Genomic DNA, 17,875 nt, shown 5'->3' with positions numbered 1-17,875 from the left:
AGATTGATGACCCAACCATCAGGCATATTTTCCAGCGTTATCCCTTTTGTAATCGCCCTGCTGGTAGGCGTGGTCCTGGGTAGCGTGGTGCAAACCCAGCTCAACCTGGCAGCGATACAGTCGATGGGCGTGGCAATACCGCCAGCCGTAAGAATCAACACCACATGGCAGGATCTGCTCAGTTTTGCGCCGCTTTACGCACTGTTGTTTGGCGTGGGTTTCTTGGTTTCCCAGACCTCGGCCGTGCTGCTGTCCCGTCAACTGGGCGGTCGGTATTCAATACCGCTGTGTGGGGTCGCCGGGATTGTCGGGCTCTGGGCCACGTTGTGGCTGGTTAATACCCTGGCCCCACCGCCCACCTTGATTGCCGCAACGCGTGGTGCTGGGGGGGCTTGTTGCCATACTGGCGACCGCGGGAGTGGCCGGTACCGTTTTCGCGGGGCTGCGTCGACGTGTCCAAGATGCCAATCGCCCGCGCGGTTTTTCCGGTTTCGCGGTGTTGGTCGCTGTCGGTGGTTTGGCCACGGTATTGCCTGGGATTAGCCAACCGGCCCAGGCGCAGGCCGACCTGCCGTATCATATTGAAACGCTTGCCGACGATTTAGCGCACCCTTGGTCGCTGGCCTTTCTGCCCGACGGGCGGATGCTGGTCACCGAGCGCCCGGGCCGACTCCGGCTGCTGAGCAATGAAGGGGAAACACTGGTGGAATCGCTGGGCGGCGTGCCGGAGGTATTTGCCGCTGGGCAAGCAGGGCTGTTTGATGTGGCGCTTTCACCGCAGTTTGAAGACGACCGGCAGGTGTATCTCAGCTACGCCTGCGGCACTGCACAGGCCAACCACACCTGTCTGGCCCGGGCCACACTGGCAGAGAACAGCCTGGAAAACGTCAGCGAGATATTTCGTGCTCAACCCGCCAAGCAGGGCGCTGCCCACTTCGGCGGGCGCATCGCCTGGCTACCGGATGGCACCCTGATACTGACCCTGGGCGATGGCTTTGATTACCGCGAGGAGGCACAGAATCTGGGCAATCATATCGGCAGCCTTGTGCGGCTAAACCCGGATGGCAGCGTGCCCCAGGACAACCCCTTTGTGTACTACGGTGAGGCTCGCCCGGAAATCTACAGTCTTGGGCACCGCAACGTACAAGGGTTGGTGTTCGACAACCAACAACAGCGGCTTATCGCCCACGAACACGGCCCGCGGGGCGGTGACGAGATCAATATCATCGAAGCAGGTGCTAACTACGGCTGGCCAATCGCCACGGGTGGGCTGGATTACACCGGCGCACGGGTGACGCCGTTCGAAGACTACCCAGGTACCGAACCACCGACGCTTGAATGGACGCCCTCGATTGCACCTTCCGGCATGGCGCTCTACAGCGGTGAGCTGTTTCCCGAATGGCAGGGCGACTTGCTGGTCGGCGCACTGGTCAATAAAGAAGTGCGCCGCGTCCGATTATCTGATGACGGCTCAAGTGCCAAAGACGTAGAAGGGCTGTTCGGCGAGCTGGAAGAGCGCATTCGCGATGTGTGTCAAGGGCCGGAAGGTGCGATCTACCTGCTCACCGACAGCCCGCAGGGCAGGTTGCTGAAAGTGATACCGTAGCCTGGATTTCTCATGGCCCTTTCAGTCACTTTCTTTTCTGTCCCATGAGAAGTTCGAGCTAGGCAAGCAGATATAAACATACTAACGTTCCGACCTCTGCGACCCCTATCGCTTCTAGTACATCTATTAACTCACAGGGGGAAAAAGCTGGTGGATCGTCAGAGTAGAAGAACCTAAGTAGCTGACCTATACTGCTTGTCGTCACGCTCAATAACATGATAATTATTTCTATCGAGTTTATTTCAAAGAGCACAAGTAGTGCTGTTAATAAAATGATTAATACAAACATGACGTTTAAGGTAAGGCTTTTATTATTAATGCCGTCATCCAGGCCTTTATGAGCTAGATAGGGTTTGGGTAAGTGAGGTAGGAACATGCATCCACCACTGAGGTTGTTAGAATAACCACATCATGCCATCAAAGACTTAACGACTACTTAAAAGTTGGTGATTGGGCAGGAAACGGCACAGTTGGCTTTTATCTTGCTTTTTTGGAAAACATCCGTTGTCTTGAGCACGTGGCTAAATCAGAGCAGTTGCAGGTGGGCACAAAACGTTCGAAAGCAACAGGGTAGCGTTTGTAATAGCTGGGCCCATGGTTGCCCAGCTTATGCACCACGACCACATGGTCAGCTGAGGTACTGTCAATTTGCGTGGTTAAATCTTGAACCAGCGCCTCGTCCAAGTACCGTCCATCTTGGCACAAAAGCGCACAGTCCTATGGCGAGAGCGCTTTTGTGTCACTCCCGACACCCTTACAGCCTGACTGGTTATCAAGCCAGGTGACCTTCTATTCCGGCGTGGGCTAATGCGTTCAGCAAAGATTCATGCTGCTGAGCATAGGCACTTACGTAATCGTCACGCCCCGGCAATGAAAACATACAGGGGAATGAGACCGCCGTGCTTGTGCCGCAAGCAGTCACTTCTGAAAAATGGATAATGTCGGGCTGCTGGGCAAGTATGGGCGTGGTTTGTCGTCCATAACCATTTAATCCCCAATTCGCCGCCCGCGCCGTTTCGCCCACCACGATGACGAACAGTGTAAGTTTGTCACCCACGTGTGAAATGGTACGGGCATCCTTTCCCACTGTTCGAAAAGTAAAGCTCATGAAGACCAAAAAGTGAAGGCTGGTCATTATCAAAACATAGTGGCAAAGGTAAACCACGCCTGTAAGGAAAGAAGGTCATAGCCAGCAAGGGCTTGTTGCAAAAAAGGTACATTGTAAAAGAACTGAATATGACAACGACCTATAAGACAAGTTGCTCCGTGCTTAATGCGGGGCGATAACGCCAACCGGTGTCAATAAGTTTTGAAGGTAATGAAAGAAAAAGGGGCATCGAAAGGCTCTCTATGAAAAGATTTACGAACGGTTATGTGCGTTAATTCATTAACTAGAGTACGTAGGGGCTGCACTGGGCTGTGACGTTACGCGCTGTTTTGGATATTTTTTTACCGAAATAGCATGCATGGGAGCCGCTGTGGCTTGCCTGTCAAGATTAGCGTGTATGGCGTCTACTACCGTACTGATGTCTGGACGCCAGAGGATCGTGTCATAGGCTTCTCTCGGTACGAAGGCGAGTGATTTTTTCTGACGTACCAGGGAAATGGTGGCGACATCGATTGCTGCTGCTAAGTGCATTGGCCCTGAGTCGGGTGTCACGAGTAATCGCGCACGCTCTAGAACTGCAGCAAAGTGACGGATAGGAAGCGGTGGGCATAAGCTGCCATATCGCGATGACATCAAGCGCTGCTCAATCGGAGCTAGAAGCCTAAACTCCTCCGGCCCAAGGAAAACGACATAACGTATTTTGCAGACTTCTATGTCATCGATGAGCATTTGCCAAAATGCCAGCGGCCAACGTTTGTTTTGATGCCCGCCTACGAAGATCGCAATAAAGTCACTGTCTGACGGTTGATTGATATGCAGGCTGAATAGCTGTCGTATCTTCGTTATGGCCTGATAGCGTTCCTGCTCCGTCAACTGGAGCAATGGCCGATTACGACAAGCAACACCGAGCGGGCGTGTCAAATTAACGATAGCATCGTAGGCATGTGATGATTTCCCCTCCACTTCAATACTGTACCACCGCTGGTGACCTTTACGTGCCCCCATGCTGTACCGCGCCCCTATTAACCGGGTCACTATAAAGCCGCTCGTTGATCCTCCGCTCACTTGTACCGCCAGGTCATAGTTTTGTGCTCGTAAGCGTCGACATAGTGTCACATACTGCCAGGGACGGAGAATGGCGGTTCTTGACAGTAAATGGAAATGGTCAACAGGGCGCTGTTGCAACAGTGGCCATGTTTTGTCGGTCGCTAAATAGTCTATGCGCGCGGAAGGAAAACGTTCACGAAAAGCATCGATGGCAGGGGTGCTGATTAGCGCGTTGCCCAGACGAAAATTGGGGCGAATAATTAAAATTTTCTTTATGTCCACAAGGCTATCAATGAATCGCCCCGAGTATTCTAGACACCCGTCAGGCTCTGGAAATAGCGACGTTCATATTCGACCGGCGACAGGTTGTCGGTCGTGCCATGGCGCCGTCTCGGGTTATAAAACATTTCGATGTAATTGAACACATCGCGCCTGGCAGCCTCCCGTGTTGGGTATATCTGCCGTTTAATTCGCTCACGTTTGAGGAGCTGAAAGAAGCTTTCGGCCACAGCATTATCATGGCAGTTGCCACGCCGGCTCATGCTCCCTACAAGACGATTGGCTTTCAAGAAGCTTTGCCAGTCGCTGCTGCTGAACTGGCTCCCCTGATCAGAATGAACCATGACCTGGCCTGACGGCTTTCGTCGCCACACGGCAGCCAAGAGCGCGTCCAACGCCAGATCGGAAGTCATCCGGGGTTTCATCGACCAGCCGACAACCTGCCGAGAGAACAGATCGATAACGACTGCCAGGTAGAGCCAGCCTTCATAGGTGCGGATGTAGGTGATATCGGTAACCCAGGYCACATTGGGTGCAGGCGCGTCAAACTGCCTATCAAGATGATTGGGGGAAACAACCGCCGGTTTGCCATTGTAGTGCCCTGGACGGCGTCGATAGCCGGTCTGGGACCGCAGCCCTTCGCTACGCATGAGGCGGGCGACTCGATGCTTACCGCAGCGAACGCCTTCTTCACGCAAATCCTGATGGATCTTGCGGTACCCATACACCCCGCCGCTTTCCAGCCACGCGTGTTTTATCCGGCCGAGAAGACGTTGGTCTTCCTGAGCACGCTGCGACAGCTTGTTCTGGCACCAGGCGTAATAACCACTTGGATGAACAGACATCACCCTGCACAGCCGACGTACCGGATACTGATCCGAATGAGCTTCAATGAACGCGTACCTCAGTCGGACTCTCTGGCGAAGTACGCGGTGGCCTTTTTTAAAATATCTCGCTCTTCTGACACGCGCTTCAGTTCTGCCTTCAATCGACGGTTCTCGGCCTGCAAGTCAGCATCCTGTTGGCGCGTTTCGGCGGGCTTGGAGTGAAGCTTTATCCACTGGTACAGGCTGTGACTGGAAATCCCCAGTCGGATAGCCACGTCAGCAACACGGTGACCTCGGTTTACCACCTGTTTAACGGCTTCGATCTTGAATTCTTCGGTGTATCGTACTCGGCTCATGCGTCCTCCTAGGTGCCTTCAGTATAAGGCCTGGAGGTGTCTACAAAACCAGGGGCGATTCAGATAGCTTGTTCTAAGCGATCTCTTGCCTCGTAAAGTGACGCTTGATATTCACTTTGAGTCGGCTGTTCGCCTAGCATGATGCGTTGACCTTGACCAAGGGGATCAACAGGCTGGTTATTGACTCTCACTTCGTAATGCAGGTTGGAGCCCGTGGCGACCCCGGACGAACCTACCTCTCCGAGCGACTCTCCCGCGTTGACTAAATCCCCAACCACTAGCTGTGGGGAGATTCGGCTAAGGTGTGTGTAGCGACTAATGGCCCCTGTGTCGTGCTCCACCTCGATCACCTGCCCATATCCCCCTTGGCGACCCATAAAGGATACGCGCCCAGGTGCGGTGGCAATGACCGGCGTTCCTGTCGGCGCAGCCAAGTCAATTCCATTATGAGGACGCATCCCTCCATACACAGGATGTCGCCGATTCCCAAAGCGAGACGTTAAGCGGGCACTAAGCACGGGCAACCGCAACGTGCCTAGCAGGGTGTCGCTTTTGAAAAGAGCTACGTCCCCCTTTTGGGTGACCGGCCAAACGACCTCCAAGGGCTCTGCCTGATCAGGCAGAGCTGCATAACTGAGGCGTGGTGGCCCAACACGGGTGCCGTCCTGGCGTCGATCTTCCTCCCACACTAATTGAATACGTTCACTGCCAGAAAACTCCAGCGGCGCTGCGATAAACTCGCTGAGCAGTATTTCCAGTTTACTGGCGAAACGCGTAGGGACACCTTCTGCTGCTAAAGCCTCGTAGAGGGTGGTATCAATGATGACATCACGCCCAAAGGTTAGGGTATCAACGCTATCAAGCGGTAATGTGCCTTCTTGCTCGCTAGTCGCTTGTAACCTGACAGGGCTAAGTTCAGACGGCGGCAACGAAAGATGCGTTTGCCAATTGGCTTCGGCTAGCAAGGGGTAAAAGCCCACCAAGCCTAGTAACCACCAGCGCTGCATCACTGGCCATCCTCTTCCCCAGAGATCTCCGCTACTTCACTCTCGACGGCATCAATCAGCTCTTGCATACCAAAGGGGTCTAAAGGCTCGCCATTGACAAAAAAGGTGGGTGTTTGGCGAATCTGATTGGCTCTGACATCCGCCATGTCTTGGTCAATCACCGCCTGCACCTCAGCAGAAGTCAGTTGCTCTTCGGCAGCCGCTAAATCAAGGCCCCCTTGGCTCGCGATATCGAGGATAGCGGATTCATCAAAACTGCCATGTGAAGCCCATTGATCCTGGCGAGCCAGCAGCCTCTCCAGTACCGGTTCAAAGACGCCCTGACGACGAGCAACTTCTAATACCCGAATGGCCTTATCAGATACGTCGCCGTGGAAAGGAGTGTAACGCACGATAAGCCGTACTTTTTCTGGGTAGGTTTCCAGAATACTTTTTGTCAGGGGGTAGAAAGCACGGCAGGCTTCGCAAGCCGGATCGAAGAATTCCACAATCGTCACCGGCGCGTCTTCTCGTCCCAAGATGGGGGAGTGTGAACGCACCAAGGAGTCCTCGGCCTGGGCACCACTCTCTTTTGCTGCCTGAGCTTGCATGTCAAAGAGGGCAGGTTTCGATACGGCGACGATCGCAGCGGTCAGCATTAACGTACCGGCCAATATAAAAGACGCTTTTTTGAACATGTTTCTCTCTCTGTCTCAACGATGGGGTAGAAAAGTCGGGTTGCAAAATAAGACAATCGCACGGACTAAGCTGCTCGCTAGCTACCTGAGCCGTGAGTCGACCTCGGTCTGTCACCCATGACCATATAGATTGGCATTTTGATGCGCGTGGTCACTATGCTCAAACTCTAGGCTGGAATGAGCAATATTGAAGCGCGTTTTAATCTGCTCCTTGATCTCTGCTTTGACGGATTCAAGCTGCTGCCAGCCGTTTTCTGTCAGAACTACGTGGCAATCAAGGGCTGCCATGTTTTCCTGCATCTGCCATAGATGCATATGGTGAATATCCTGGACCCCCTCGATATCTCGTACGGTCTCAACGACTACCTGCCCGTCAATATCCGGGGGAGATCCCAGCATAAGCGTACGGATAGGGCCACCAATTTCAGAGAAGGCAAGGTAAAGAATATATAGCGCAATCCCTATCGTGATCGCGGGGTCTACCCAGCGCATGTCGTACAGTAAAATAAGCGAACCACCGATAATCACGGCGATGGAAGCAAACGCATCCGATAAGTTATGCAGAAAAAGGGCGCGGATATTGACACTCCCTTTTTGCATTGACCACGTGAGCATGGCGGTTAGGGCATCGACGACAAGCGCGACGCCACCAATAATCACGATCGTCCATCCCTCTATCTCAGGAGGATCGATCATCCGCATAGCGCCTTCGTAAATCAGGTAGACGCCGACAATAATGAGGGTTGTGTAGTTGATGAGTGCTGCCACTATCTCGATCCGGCCATAGCCAAAAGTCATGTGCGCATCGGCGGGCCGCCTGGCGATTTTACGAGCGGCAAAGGCAATGACTAACGCAGCCATGTCAGAAAAGTTATGTAACGCATCAGCGATCAGCGATAGACTTCCCGCCATAATACCACCGACGATTTGAGCGATGGTTAAGAGCCCATTGGCCCAAATGGAGATGCTGACGCGCCGGTCGCCAGAGGCAGGATCAATGTGGGGATGACCATGATGATGTCCCATCTGTTACCCTCTCTCGAATTATTGCTTCTTGGCACTATAAAACCTCTAGCAACTAAAGCTTCAACCCTTGAGCATTGTTTATTTGCACCCCTGGATTGGGAAGCACGTCCCTAGCTCCCAAGCGAGTCTTTGTGTGCTGGGCTGAAGGTGATCATGTTTTAGGTGCGGGGCTCAATCCACTTCATCCGGTAACGTCCAACCTCCATGAGTAGATTCATTTATTTTGTCGAGGCGCACCTTGTCTGGTTTGTAATCGTCGTTGCGGGGGTAGGCTTACTTTTTCCGGCCACCGGAATAATGCTTGAGTTCGCGATTGGGCCATTACTGGCATTACTGATGTTGATCATCAGCCTCACATTCGATGCGCATGCAGTGCGCATCGTGTTCCGTAAGCCGTCACGGCAGCTGTTGGCATTGGGGCTGGTCTATGGGCCAATGTCGATTGCCGGGTGGCTAACGGGCCGTCTATTTTTTGGAAGCGGCCCGCTGGCTGTTGGCCAAACTTTGCTCGGCACTCTGCCGACGGATGTGTCCTCTCCTCTTTTGGTACTGATGGCGAAAGGCAATGTGGCGCTTGCCGCTGTTTTCAACGCAGTCAACACTGCGTTTTGTCCGTTTATTGTGCCCTTCCTGTTTTTATGGCTCACCGGCCTCCAGTTAGATGTGCCGCTTGGCTCAATTATTCTTGAATTAACACTAATCGTGCTTGTTCCTACCGTGATTGGGGTCAGCTTGCGGACAAAGTTCTCGGCTTTCTTTGCACGGCATGATTCAGCGTATGCGGGGATAGGGTCAATTTTGTATCTGCTGATCCTACTCGCCGTGGTCGGGCCGAATGCCGCCACGATCATTGGCTATGGTGGGTATGCGTTTGTGATTGCGGGGGCGGCCCTGTGCCTCAATTTGATTGGGTACCTGGTAGGTATGTCCTCACGGTTACTCACCTCCGATCGCAAAGAGGTGATTACCTATCTTTTCACGGTCAGTAAAAAAGAATTCAGCATTGCCGCAGCGTTTGTCGCTGCTTCCGGTTTGCCATCAGAAATCGCGATTCCAGCCGCTTTTTTTGCCGTGATTCAAATGATCACTTCGCCCATCGCAGCAAAGATCCTCACCCGCCACTGAAGGGGTGGCAGTATCGGCTCTCCGTCAGAAGAGGAGACTATTCATAGGCTTCTGCTTAATGATCAGAGTTCCGTCTCGGGATGTACCTAAAATTCGTGAAACCAAGATTATCGACGAGTTCGTCGGGCTGCTTTCGGTGAGACCAGAGGCACAATCGGTTGTGGACTATCCCTAGCCAGGCCGCTGCATGACAGTTCTAGACGCAGTTACTTGGGCAAAATGTAGAGCGGAGGATGCTAGCCAACTTCTCGAGCTTGGCTCAGAAGCTCTTAATATGTTCAGAGTTTTCAACTGTTTGAGTAGGTCAACACTTCTCAGAACTTTATCGAATGGCTAGGCTACCCCAGTGTCGCCAGGGAAGGAAAAAGATCGACCATGATACTGGAAAGCCGCGTCATGCTACCTGAGACGATAGCGATACCCATCAGAATCACAACCGTGCCCGCGACGGGGCGAGCATAGGTGCTCCACCTTCCTAGGCTTTTCCGATGCAGAGAGAATCGGTTAACCAGTAAAGTGCTGGCAAGAAAAGGCAGCGCTAGGCCAGCCGAGTAGGCACTGAGATAAATCATTCCAGACTGGGCACTAGCAGCGTTAGACGTGGCCATCAGAATAGCCCCCAGTATAGGACCGATACACGGTGTCCAACCGATGGCGAAAGATACCCCGAATACCGTCGCCGACAAAGGGGAGCCACCCTGGACACTGGGAGTGAACTGAAAGGTACGCTGGAAAAGCGGCAACCGGAACACCCCGGTCATGAAGAGGCCCAGCACGATCACCGCCGAGCCGGCAACCCAGTTGAATTCTCGGCGATACCCTCGCATCAGTTGCCCGATACTACTGGCGCCGAGCCCGAGCAGGACGAATACGATACTGAAGCCGAAGACGAAGAAGGCACTGAGGGTCAATGCCTCTAAACGCCTGTCGGTTTTACCGGCACTACCGCCTGTGACCACCGACAGGTAGGCCGGTAACAGGGGCAGCGTGCAAGGCGAAAAGAAGGAGACCAATCCGCCGATAAAGGCGCCGACCAAGCCGAAGGAAGAGAGAGATTCCAATGTGTTATCGCAACTTAAGTTATGGAGACAGCCAACAAGGGTATTGATACCAATCCCATGGTACTACCTCATCTCATGTCCATTTTAGCGCCGTAAGAATTTTACGGCTTAGAGTTGCTTTAAGGTCAACCTTTATTGGCAAATTATTTGTCTCCTACCGAACTGCAAATATTACACATCATGCTTGACCTTAAAGTTGACTTCAAAGTTATGGTGGCTACTCAATGAATGACATAAGGACATTTCCATGGCGCTACAACTGGGCGAGACAGCACCGAACTTCACGATCGAATCTACACAAGGTACGGTCAACTTTCACCAATGGCTTGACGACAGCTGGGCGGTGCTGTTCTCGCACCCCGCTGATTTTACGCCAGTATGCACCACTGAACTGGGCGCGTTTGCCAAGCGAAAGCTCGAATTCACCCAGCGGGGAGCCAAACTGGTTGGGGTTTCGGTGGACCCACTTAGCTCTCACCACGACTGGGCGAGGGATATTGAACAGACTCAGGGCGCAGCTCTGAACTACCCCTTGCTGGCTGACGAAGATCAGGTGGTGGCGAAACTGTATGGAATGATTCACCCGAAAGCCGACCCTAAACTGACGGTGCGTACGGTCTTCATCATCGATTCTGACAAAAAAATTCGTCTCACTTTGACGTATCCGCCCAGCACTGGACGTAATGTCGACGAGATACTGCGGGTTCTTGATTCGCTGCAGTTAACCGACAAACACAAAGTGGCCACGCCCGTTGACTGGCATAACGGTGACGATGTCATCATCTCGCCATCGCTATCAAATGATGACGCCAAGCAACACTTTCCCGAAGGTTGGAACGCTAAGACGCCCTACCTTAGGGTCGTGCGCCAACCGTAGCAATAGGAGCCTCGGCCAGTGTATGAGGCATCTCAACTGAGTCAGGTTATTGGACGTTCAGACTAGCAATGTCGTGAGGTAACGTCATGCAAACACTAAGTATCGGCGAGCTTGCCGAACGAAGTGGAGTCGCTAGCCAGGCGATTCGATTCTACGAAAAAGAGAAACTTATGCCTCCTCCGAGGAGGACCGGTGCCAACTATCGGCGTTACCCATTGGAAGCCGTGGATCGGTTGCAGTTTATCGTTCATGCCAAGCAGTGGGGCTTCACGCTACAAGAGATTCGGGAGCTGTTAATGCTTCAGGATGCAAATGGCGACCGGGCACAAGCTAAACGCATCGCCGGCGAGAAGCTGCACAAGGTTCGCGAGCAGATCAAACACCTCACGCGGATTGAAGCCGTATTATCGAAAACATTGAGTGAGTGTGCAGGCGAAGGGCCTATGCAGGAAGGCTGCCCGATTGTTGAAGCTATCGCTGAGCAGACTGAATGATTGGGCATTTTCTCGACAGCGAATACGGGAATCAAGTTTGCCTATCGGGTCGTCGATAAATTAACAGGGAGATCGTCATTATGACGCAATACGTCGACATCGAGATTCGTGGTATGTCCTGTGCTTCCTGTGTTGGGCGTGTGGAGCGTGCACTCAGCCAGCAGCCAGGCGTGATCAACGCTCAAGTAAACCTCGCCACACAGAAGGCGGCTATCCAGGTCGAAGCAGGTACCGCAACCACTAACCTACTCAATGCCATTGAAACGGCAGGCTATCAACCGGTGGTAGAAAGCCTCGACATACCCGTCACCGGCATGAGTTGCGGATCTTGTGTCTCTCGGATAGAGCGAACGCTAACGAAGTTGCCCGGCATAGTGGAGGTGAGTGTTAACCTCGCCACCCAGAAAGCCTTCGTTCGTTTCCTGCCGGGAGCCGTTTCGTTACCGCGTATTCAGCATGCCATCCGCGAGGCAGGCTATGAACCACAGGATACCGATACGCCGCCACCGACGGACAGCGAGGACGGGGAGAGAGCTGAGCTTCGCCGCCGAGTCGTGCTCGCGGCAATATTCACGATTCCGGTGGTCATCATCGCCATGGGGAAAGTGATTCCCGCTTTTGACACGCTTTTAACAAGTCTAATGCCGCATCGCGGCTGGATGGGCGTTGAGTGGTTGTTGACCACACCGGTGCAGTTCTATGCCGGGGCACGCTTCTATCGTACTGGCTTCGCCGAACTCCGGCATTTTAATCCAGGCATGAACAGCCTCGTTATGATCGGCTCGAGCGCTGCCTACTTCTATTCGGTCGCCGCCCTGCTGGTGCCCGCGCTCTTCCCCGTCGGAACCGCCGTGAGCTATTTCGAAGCGGCAGCGGTCATCGTGACGCTAATTCTGCTCGGTCGCTATTTTGAACACATTGCCAAAGGTCGTACTTCCGAGGCGATCAAGAAGCTTCTGCAATTACAGGCGAAAACTGCCCGCGTCATCCGCGAGGATGAAACCGTCGAGCTGCCTATCGACGCCGTCGTCACGGACGATCGTATTTTGGTTCGCCCAGGGGAGCGTGTTCCAGTCGATGGCATCGTTGAGGAGGGTCACTCCTATATTGATGAGTCGATGATCAGCGGTGAGCCAGTGCCGGTCGTCAAACAGCAGGATTCCGAAGTCGTCGGTGGCACTATCAACAAGAACGGTGCACTTACCTTTCGGGCCACGCGAGTTGGTGCCGACACCGTTTTGTCGCAGATCGTCAAGATGGTGGAAACGGCCCAAGCGGAGAAGCCCCCCATCCAGCAATTAGCCGACAAGGTTGCTGGTGTGTTTGTTCCTGTGGTCATCGTTATCGCCGCGATTACCTTTGTACTCTGGTTCGCTTTCGGACCGGCGCCGTCCTTGTCCTTTGCCTTCGTCACTACCGTTAGCGTACTGCTAATTGCCTGCCCCTGTGCGATGGGCCTGGCCACCCCAACGGCCATCATGGTCAGTACCGGGAAAGGGGCCGAGATGGGAGTGCTATTTCGTAAAGGGGCGGCGCTTGAGACGCTGGCCAAGATGAATACGGTGGTACTGGACAAGACCGGCACTTTGACCCAAGGGCGCCCCGAACTGACCGACTTCGAAGCTATTAACGGTCATGAAAACGGCGTACTGCGACTGGTCGCGGCGGTGGAAGCTCAAAGCGAGCACCCCATCGCCGAGGCTATTGTACAGGGCGCCAAGGCCCGTGGGCTGGAATTACCCCCGGTCAGTCGCTTTAGTGCCGAGCCTGGCTACGGCATTGAAGCCGAGGTCGAGGGCCACTTGGTGCAAGTAGGAGCTGATCGTTACATGCGTCGGCTGGAAATCAACCTCGGCCAAGCAGAAACACGCGCCAAGGTGTTGGCCGAGAACGCCAAGAGCCCACTCTATGCCGCGGTAGACGGTCAGCTTGCTGCAGTCATCGCAGTGGCGGATCCCCTTAAAGAAGGCTCTGCCGAGGCTATCGCAGCACTCAAAGCCCAAGGGCTGGACGTGGCCATGCTCACCGGCGATAACCGTGCCACTGCCGATGCTATCGCACGGCAGGTTGGCATCCAGCAGGTTCTCGCCGAGGTGCTGCCCGACCAGAAAGCGGCAGAGATCCGGCGTCTCCAGGCGGAGGGCAAGCGTGTCGCTTTTGTGGGAGATGGAATCAATGATGCCCCCGCGTTAGCGCAGGCCGACGTAGGCATTGCGATCGGCACTGGTACCGATATCGCCATCGAGTCCGGCGATGTGGTGCTGATGAGTGGCGATTTGCGAGGCATCGTCAATGCCACGGCACTCTCCAAGCGTACCCACCGGACCATTATCGGCAATTTCGTTTGGGCCTATGGCTACAACGTAGCGCTAATCCCCGTGGCTGCGGGCCTGCTCTATCCGTTCATCGGCATATTGCTCAGCCCCATGCTGGCGGCGGCGGCCATGAGCGTTTCCAGTGTTTTTGTGCTGACTAACTCGTTGCGGCTACGCCGTTTCACGTCGGATACCGGCAATGCCATACCACGTCCAAACGATGCTGTTCAGCGGGCCTAAACCAAACACCGTTATGTTAACGAGGAATTCAAAATGATGGGAAGTGAAAGCTGCATGTGGGGTATGGCGGGAATGGGCCTAATAGCGATCTTGTTGATTATTGCGCTGGGGCTTGGTGTTGCTGCGCTTATCAAGTATCTGTTTTTTTAATAAGAAGTGATGAAGCTGGCAACCGAATACAATCGTCCCCCTTGGGTAGATCAGAAACTAATAAAGAGAGCATCCATGAGATATATCCTACCTATCACTTATTGCCTAGCTGCTGCAGGTCTGTTAGGTCTTATAACGTTGCCTGCGTTGGCGCAGGAAGCAAGTACTGATACCAATGAGAGTCATCAGGTCAGCAGTGCCACGAATACTGAGTCTCCCTTGCCCAAGTCGATTACCGCATTGGTGGATCAAGGGTTCACCTTCCATGGCAGCTTCGAAGCGCCTGACGGTCTCCAAGGCTATGCCTTGTCTTATAATAATGAGCCTATGGCAGCTTATATCTCCTCCTCTTCCGACTACGCCGTCATTGGTACGTTAATCGACCCGCAGGGCAATGCCGTTATGGAAAGCCAGCTTCAGGCCCTGGTGCTGGACCCCATGCTGGAAGCTACCTGGAGTGCGTTTGAAAACACTCGTTTTATCTCGGAGGGGAATGATGATGCATCGCATATTGTGTACACACTAACAGACCCCAACTGCCCCTACTGCAACGCACTCTGGAAAAATTCGCGCCCGCTCATTGAGCAAGGCGTGTTACAGCTTCGTCACGTGCTGGTCGGCGTGCTATCAGAGAACAGTCTTCGCAAAGCTGCTGCAATCCTTGAATCCGACAATCCGGCCAACGCTCTCGAAACTCATGAACTGGAATTTCGCAATGGCGGCATAAGGCCGGTGGAGCCGTCGGTAGAGAGTCAAGCGCTTCTTAGAAATCACGCCCAGATCATGCGTGAGGCCGGTGCTACGGGAACACCGACCAGCTACTACCGTGATGAAGCCGGGAAAGTGCAGCGTATCAATGGTGCAGTGTCGACCGACCAGTTTCGCGAAATATTGGGCGTTGAATGATACACCATAACAGTACAGGGCTGAGATGCGAGTCTTCCCAATCACAACCACTGAGATGCACATGGCAACCAAGCTTAGCGTAAAGCAAACGCTCTTTTTGGGACTCACTCTATTGATCGGCTTGGCGGCCATTTATTGGATTCTGATGGAGACCGGCGCCTTGTCGGTCTTGACCGACAAGCAAGCCTTGCGTGAGTGGGTTGATAGGCTAGGCGTCTGGGGGCCATTGGCCATCATCTTTATGATGATGACGGCCATTGTCATGAGCCCGATTCCCAGTGGGCCGATTGCGATGGTGGCTGGTGCGCTTTACGGCCCAGTTTGGGGGACGGCCTATGTCGTTATCGGTGCCGAAGCCGGTGCTCTGCTCGCTTTCTGTATTGCTCGTTTGCTCGGCTATGAAGTGATGCAACGCTGGCCGCGTACGCGGCCCATCCTCAACTGGCTGGGAAAGGAGCGCTCGCAAACCGGCTTGATGCTCATCGTTTTTGCATCCCGAATGGTGCCCTTCCTTTCGTTTGATGCCGTCAGCTATGCGGCAGGTATCACCCCGCTGTCCTTCTGGCGCTTTTTGATCGCCACACTGGCCGGCGTGATCCCCACGGCGTATCTGATCGTCATGTTCGGAGAAGTGCTGATTACCGCCGACTCCCGTGGCCTCACGATCGCGCTGATTCTCATCAGTGGTATCACACTACTGCCACCGCTGGCGAAACGCCTATGGTCTAGACGCACTTGACTGATAGCACATCAATGCTGCTCTGGGGCGGTTATTGCAGGTATTGGCAATGGCAGCAGAAACTTACTTCCTACCACTTATGAGGGGCAGACGTGAAATCGCGAATATTGCTGTTTTTACCCCTATTGGGTTTTTTGGGCTTGAGCTTTTTCTTTTATCAGGGCTTATCAATGGATCCTAGCGCTCGTGATTCCCCACTACTGGCTCAGCCGTTTCCGACCTTCAACCTGACGACGCTGGAAAACCCTTCGCGGCGCGTTGATGAATCCCTTTTTGAAGGTCAGGTGACATTGGTCAACGTATGGGGAGAGTGGTGCCCGACCTGCAAGCATGAAATGCCGCAGTTATTGGACCTGGCCACGCGAGGCGTCCGATTGGTTGGTATCAATTACAAAGATACCCAGGCAAAGGGACTCGAGTTTCTTGAAGAGTTTGGGAACCCTTTTGAAGTCAATATCTTCGATCCAGAGGGTAACCTAGGTTTTGAGCTGGGTGTTTATGGCGCGCCGGAAAGCTTCGTGGTCGATACCGAAGGTACTATCCGTTACAAACACACGGGTTACATCACTCCCGAGGATGTTGAGCGAGTCATACAAGAAATAGAGAAGTGGCAACGATAAACAGCCTAGCAAGATGCATTTTTGCTGAAGACACATCAACTGGTATGACCATTTAAGGAAGACTATGCTGCAATATCCTCAAATCGATCCGATTGCCATCGCCATAGGCCCTCTTCAGATCCACTGGTATGGCTTGATGTATGTCATCGGGCTAGTTGCCGCCTGGTGGTTGGGTCGGCGTCGCGCCCACCGAATCGGCCTAAGCCATGATGATATTGGCGACCTGATCTTCTATGGGGCTATCGGCATCATCGTTGGCGGCCGCCTGGGCTATGCGCTGTTTTACGGGCTCGAACAACTGCAGGCCAACCCCCTTTGGTTATTAAAAATCTGGGAAGGAGGCATGAGTTTTCATGGCGGCCTTGCCGGTGTATTAGTGGCTGCCTGGCTGTTTGCTCGCAAACATCAACTGGCTTTTATACAACTGACCGACTTTATTGCTCCGTTAGTCCCCATCGGCCTGGGGGCGGGTCGCCTCGGAAACTTCATCAATCACGAGTTACCGGGGCGTATCAGCGACGTTCCGTGGGCCATGGTATTCCCTACCATGATGGGGCTCGGCTCAGAGCCACGCCATCCCTCGGCGCTTTACGAGTTCGCTCTTGAAGGCATCGTGTTGTTTGCCGTGCTGTGGTGGCTATCGCGCCGGCCGCGCCATAAGGGGCTGATTTCGGGGCTTTTCCTGCTTCTGTACGGAGCCTTCCGCTTTACGGTGGAGTTCGCACGCCTCCCGGACCCGCAGCTGGGGTTCATTGCCTTTGGCTGGTTGACCATGGGGCAGCTATTGACACTACCGATGCTCATCGCAGGCTTTGCCCTGGTCGCCTGGTCCAGACGCCAGCCAGTAGATAAGCCAAAGGCTGCGTTAAACTCATGAACCCAATTGTCGCTTTTCTAACGGTGGCACTCTTTATCGTCACACCGGTAGCCGCACGTGAAGACATGTCTTTGGTGGGTGACAACAGCTCACCCTTTAGCAGTGCGACCCAACGTGACTACCTACCGGCTAAAGAAGCCTTCCGAACCACCGCCTGGCGCGACGATGATCGGATCTATATCGGCTTCACTGCTGCCGAAAATTATTACCTTCATCGGCATCAGTTCGCGCTTGAGAGTCTTTCTCCAGGCGTGAGTTTCGGTGAGCTGGCGTTGCCTCCTGGCGAACCCATGATGCACGCCTCGCTAGGTGAAATTTATGTTTTTTACGACCAAGTAGTGATCAGCGCGCCCATTGAGAGCAACGCCGCCGACAATGTGTCATTGGCAATTGAGATGACGTTTCAAGGCTGTTCTGATCAGGGGCTTTGCTATCCACCTGAAAGAGTTGAGCTAAACGCACAACACGGCTCGACACCCGCAATATTTGCTCCCACCTCACCAGAAACACCATAAGGGGACGCAAATGGACCCTATTG

19 protein-coding genes are annotated in these 17,875 nt (G+C 53.6%); 11 read left to right on the top strand and 8 right to left on the bottom strand.

Going from position 1 to position 17,875, the window contains the following annotated elements:
* Positions 1–6: 6 nt before the first annotated feature.
* The gene (locus tag B7L15_RS19735; RefSeq protein ID WP_139839349.1) at positions 7–543 is read left to right on the top strand and encodes a hypothetical protein; all 537 of its coding nucleotides are present in this window, start codon (positions 7–9) and stop codon (positions 541–543) included.
* Positions 497–1,606 (top strand): PQQ-dependent sugar dehydrogenase, encoded by a 1,110-nt coding sequence (locus tag B7L15_RS04585; RefSeq protein ID WP_085917901.1) that lies wholly within the window; start codon positions 497–499, stop codon positions 1,604–1,606. The genes B7L15_RS19735 and B7L15_RS04585 overlap by 47 nt, the downstream gene beginning before the upstream one ends.
* 477 nt (positions 1,607–2,083) lie before the next feature.
* Here B7L15_RS04585 and B7L15_RS19965 read toward each other — a convergent pair whose 3' ends face one another.
* From B7L15_RS19965 to B7L15_RS04550, 7 genes are all read right to left on the bottom strand, one after another.
* Positions 2,084–2,290 (bottom strand): sulfatase-like hydrolase/transferase, encoded by a 207-nt coding sequence (locus tag B7L15_RS19965; protein WP_369596844.1) that lies wholly within the window; start codon positions 2,288–2,290, stop codon positions 2,084–2,086.
* Between the two features lie 88 nt (positions 2,291–2,378).
* A complete protein-coding gene (locus B7L15_RS19730; RefSeq protein WP_254902850.1) occupies positions 2,379–2,741 on the bottom strand; it encodes a sulfatase-like hydrolase/transferase in 363 nt (120 codons plus the stop codon).
* Positions 2,742–2,993: 252 nt separating this feature from the next.
* Positions 2,994–4,043: a glycosyltransferase family 9 protein gene (locus B7L15_RS04570; protein ID WP_254902849.1), complete on the bottom strand. Its 1,050-nt coding sequence runs from the start codon at positions 4,041–4,043 to the stop codon at positions 2,994–2,996.
* Between the two features lie 29 nt (positions 4,044–4,072).
* A protein-coding gene (locus B7L15_RS04565; protein ID WP_139839348.1) for an IS3 family transposase occupies positions 4,073–5,223 on the bottom strand; the annotation gives its coding sequence in 2 pieces (ribosomal slippage) (positions 4,073–4,986 and positions 4,986–5,223; 1,152 coding nt in all).
* Positions 5,224–5,282: 59 nt separating this feature from the next.
* Positions 5,283–6,230 carry a M23 family metallopeptidase gene (locus B7L15_RS04560; RefSeq protein WP_085917822.1) on the bottom strand — a complete coding sequence of 316 codons (948 nt, stop codon included), beginning with the start codon at positions 6,228–6,230 and terminating at the stop codon, positions 5,283–5,285.
* Complete coding sequence (locus B7L15_RS04555; RefSeq protein ID WP_085917821.1) at positions 6,230–6,907, bottom strand: DsbA family protein; 678 nt, start codon at positions 6,905–6,907, stop codon at positions 6,230–6,232. The genes B7L15_RS04560 and B7L15_RS04555 overlap by 1 nt, the downstream gene beginning before the upstream one ends.
* Positions 6,908–7,018: 111 nt before the next feature.
* Positions 7,019–7,933, bottom strand: coding sequence for a cation diffusion facilitator family transporter (locus B7L15_RS04550; RefSeq protein ID WP_085917820.1), 915 nt, complete (start codon positions 7,931–7,933; stop codon positions 7,019–7,021).
* A gap of 204 nt (positions 7,934–8,137) precedes the next feature.
* On the opposite strand from B7L15_RS04550, the gene B7L15_RS04545 reads away from it, so the two are divergent.
* The gene (locus B7L15_RS04545; RefSeq protein WP_085917819.1) at positions 8,138–9,058 is read left to right on the top strand and encodes a bile acid:sodium symporter family protein; all 921 of its coding nucleotides are present in this window, start codon (positions 8,138–8,140) and stop codon (positions 9,056–9,058) included.
* A 338-nt stretch (positions 9,059–9,396) separates the two neighbouring features.
* Here B7L15_RS04545 and B7L15_RS04540 read toward each other — a convergent pair whose 3' ends face one another.
* A complete protein-coding gene (locus B7L15_RS04540; RefSeq protein ID WP_085917818.1) occupies positions 9,397–10,119 on the bottom strand; it encodes a cytochrome c biogenesis CcdA family protein in 723 nt (240 codons plus the stop codon).
* A 247-nt stretch (positions 10,120–10,366) separates the two neighbouring features.
* On the opposite strand from B7L15_RS04540, the gene B7L15_RS04535 reads away from it, so the two are divergent.
* The 8 genes from B7L15_RS04535 to B7L15_RS04500 all read left to right on the top strand — a co-directional run bounded on the left by B7L15_RS04535 (position 10,367) and on the right by B7L15_RS04500 (position 17,852).
* Positions 10,367–10,996, top strand: coding sequence for a peroxiredoxin (locus B7L15_RS04535; protein ID WP_085917817.1), 630 nt, complete (start codon positions 10,367–10,369; stop codon positions 10,994–10,996).
* A gap of 86 nt (positions 10,997–11,082) precedes the next feature.
* Entirely contained in the window at positions 11,083–11,490 is a 408-nt protein-coding gene (locus B7L15_RS04530; protein ID WP_085917816.1) for a heavy metal-responsive transcriptional regulator, read from the top strand.
* A gap of 80 nt (positions 11,491–11,570) precedes the next feature.
* Positions 11,571–14,045, top strand: coding sequence for a heavy metal translocating P-type ATPase (locus B7L15_RS04525; RefSeq protein ID WP_085917815.1), 2,475 nt, complete (start codon positions 11,571–11,573; stop codon positions 14,043–14,045).
* A gap of 225 nt (positions 14,046–14,270) precedes the next feature.
* Entirely contained in the window at positions 14,271–15,101 is an 831-nt protein-coding gene (gene dsbG, locus B7L15_RS04520; RefSeq protein WP_176243634.1) for a thiol:disulfide interchange protein DsbG, read from the top strand.
* Between the two features lie 61 nt (positions 15,102–15,162).
* Positions 15,163–15,840, top strand: a complete 678-nt coding sequence (locus B7L15_RS04515) for a TVP38/TMEM64 family protein (RefSeq protein WP_085917813.1) — start codon at positions 15,163–15,165, stop codon at positions 15,838–15,840.
* A 92-nt stretch (positions 15,841–15,932) separates the two neighbouring features.
* Positions 15,933–16,460: a DsbE family thiol:disulfide interchange protein gene (locus B7L15_RS04510; RefSeq protein WP_085917812.1), complete on the top strand. Its 528-nt coding sequence runs from the start codon at positions 15,933–15,935 to the stop codon at positions 16,458–16,460.
* 64 nt (positions 16,461–16,524) lie between these two features.
* A complete protein-coding gene (gene lgt / locus B7L15_RS04505; protein WP_085917811.1) occupies positions 16,525–17,337 on the top strand; it encodes a prolipoprotein diacylglyceryl transferase in 813 nt (270 codons plus the stop codon).
* The gene (locus tag B7L15_RS04500; protein WP_085917810.1) at positions 17,334–17,852 is read left to right on the top strand and encodes a protein-disulfide reductase DsbD domain-containing protein; all 519 of its coding nucleotides are present in this window, start codon (positions 17,334–17,336) and stop codon (positions 17,850–17,852) included. The genes lgt and B7L15_RS04500 overlap by 4 nt, the downstream gene beginning before the upstream one ends.
* Positions 17,853–17,875 lie beyond the last annotated feature (23 nt).

This window comes from Halomonas sp. CSM-2 (assembly GCF_002119345.1).
In the GTDB taxonomy this organism is placed as follows: domain Bacteria; phylum Pseudomonadota; class Gammaproteobacteria; order Pseudomonadales; family Halomonadaceae; genus Vreelandella; species Vreelandella janggokensis.
The sequence above is the reverse complement of the archived record's forward strand: the minus strand, read 5'-3'. Positions and strand labels throughout refer to the sequence as shown.

What these genes read in the sequence shown, in the direction of transcription:
- B7L15_RS19735 (WP_139839349.1), top strand. Translation starts at nt 7, where the DNA reads ATGACCCAACCATCAGGCATATTTTCCAGCGTTATCCCTTTTGTAATC.
- B7L15_RS19730 (WP_254902850.1), bottom strand. Translation starts at nt 2,741, where the DNA reads ATGACCAGCCTTCACTTTTTGGTCTTCATGAGCTTTACTTTTCGAACA.
- B7L15_RS04560 (WP_085917822.1), bottom strand. Translation starts at nt 6,230, where the DNA reads ATGCAGCGCTGGTGGTTACTAGGCTTGGTGGGCTTTTACCCCTTGCTA.
- B7L15_RS04555 (WP_085917821.1), bottom strand. Translation starts at nt 6,907, where the DNA reads ATGTTCAAAAAAGCGTCTTTTATATTGGCCGGTACGTTAATGCTGACC.
- B7L15_RS04550 (WP_085917820.1), bottom strand. Translation starts at nt 7,933, where the DNA reads ATGGGACATCATCATGGTCATCCCCACATTGATCCTGCCTCTGGCGAC.
- B7L15_RS04545 (WP_085917819.1), top strand. Translation starts at nt 8,138, where the DNA reads ATGAGTAGATTCATTTATTTTGTCGAGGCGCACCTTGTCTGGTTTGTA.
- B7L15_RS04535 (WP_085917817.1), top strand. Translation starts at nt 10,367, where the DNA reads ATGGCGCTACAACTGGGCGAGACAGCACCGAACTTCACGATCGAATCT.
- B7L15_RS04530 (WP_085917816.1), top strand. Translation starts at nt 11,083, where the DNA reads ATGCAAACACTAAGTATCGGCGAGCTTGCCGAACGAAGTGGAGTCGCT.
- B7L15_RS04525 (WP_085917815.1), top strand. Translation starts at nt 11,571, where the DNA reads ATGACGCAATACGTCGACATCGAGATTCGTGGTATGTCCTGTGCTTCC.
- dsbG (WP_176243634.1), top strand. Translation starts at nt 14,271, where the DNA reads ATGAGATATATCCTACCTATCACTTATTGCCTAGCTGCTGCAGGTCTG.
- B7L15_RS04515 (WP_085917813.1), top strand. Translation starts at nt 15,163, where the DNA reads ATGGCAACCAAGCTTAGCGTAAAGCAAACGCTCTTTTTGGGACTCACT.
- lgt (WP_085917811.1), top strand. Translation starts at nt 16,525, where the DNA reads ATGCTGCAATATCCTCAAATCGATCCGATTGCCATCGCCATAGGCCCT.
- B7L15_RS04500 (WP_085917810.1), top strand. Translation starts at nt 17,334, where the DNA reads ATGAACCCAATTGTCGCTTTTCTAACGGTGGCACTCTTTATCGTCACA.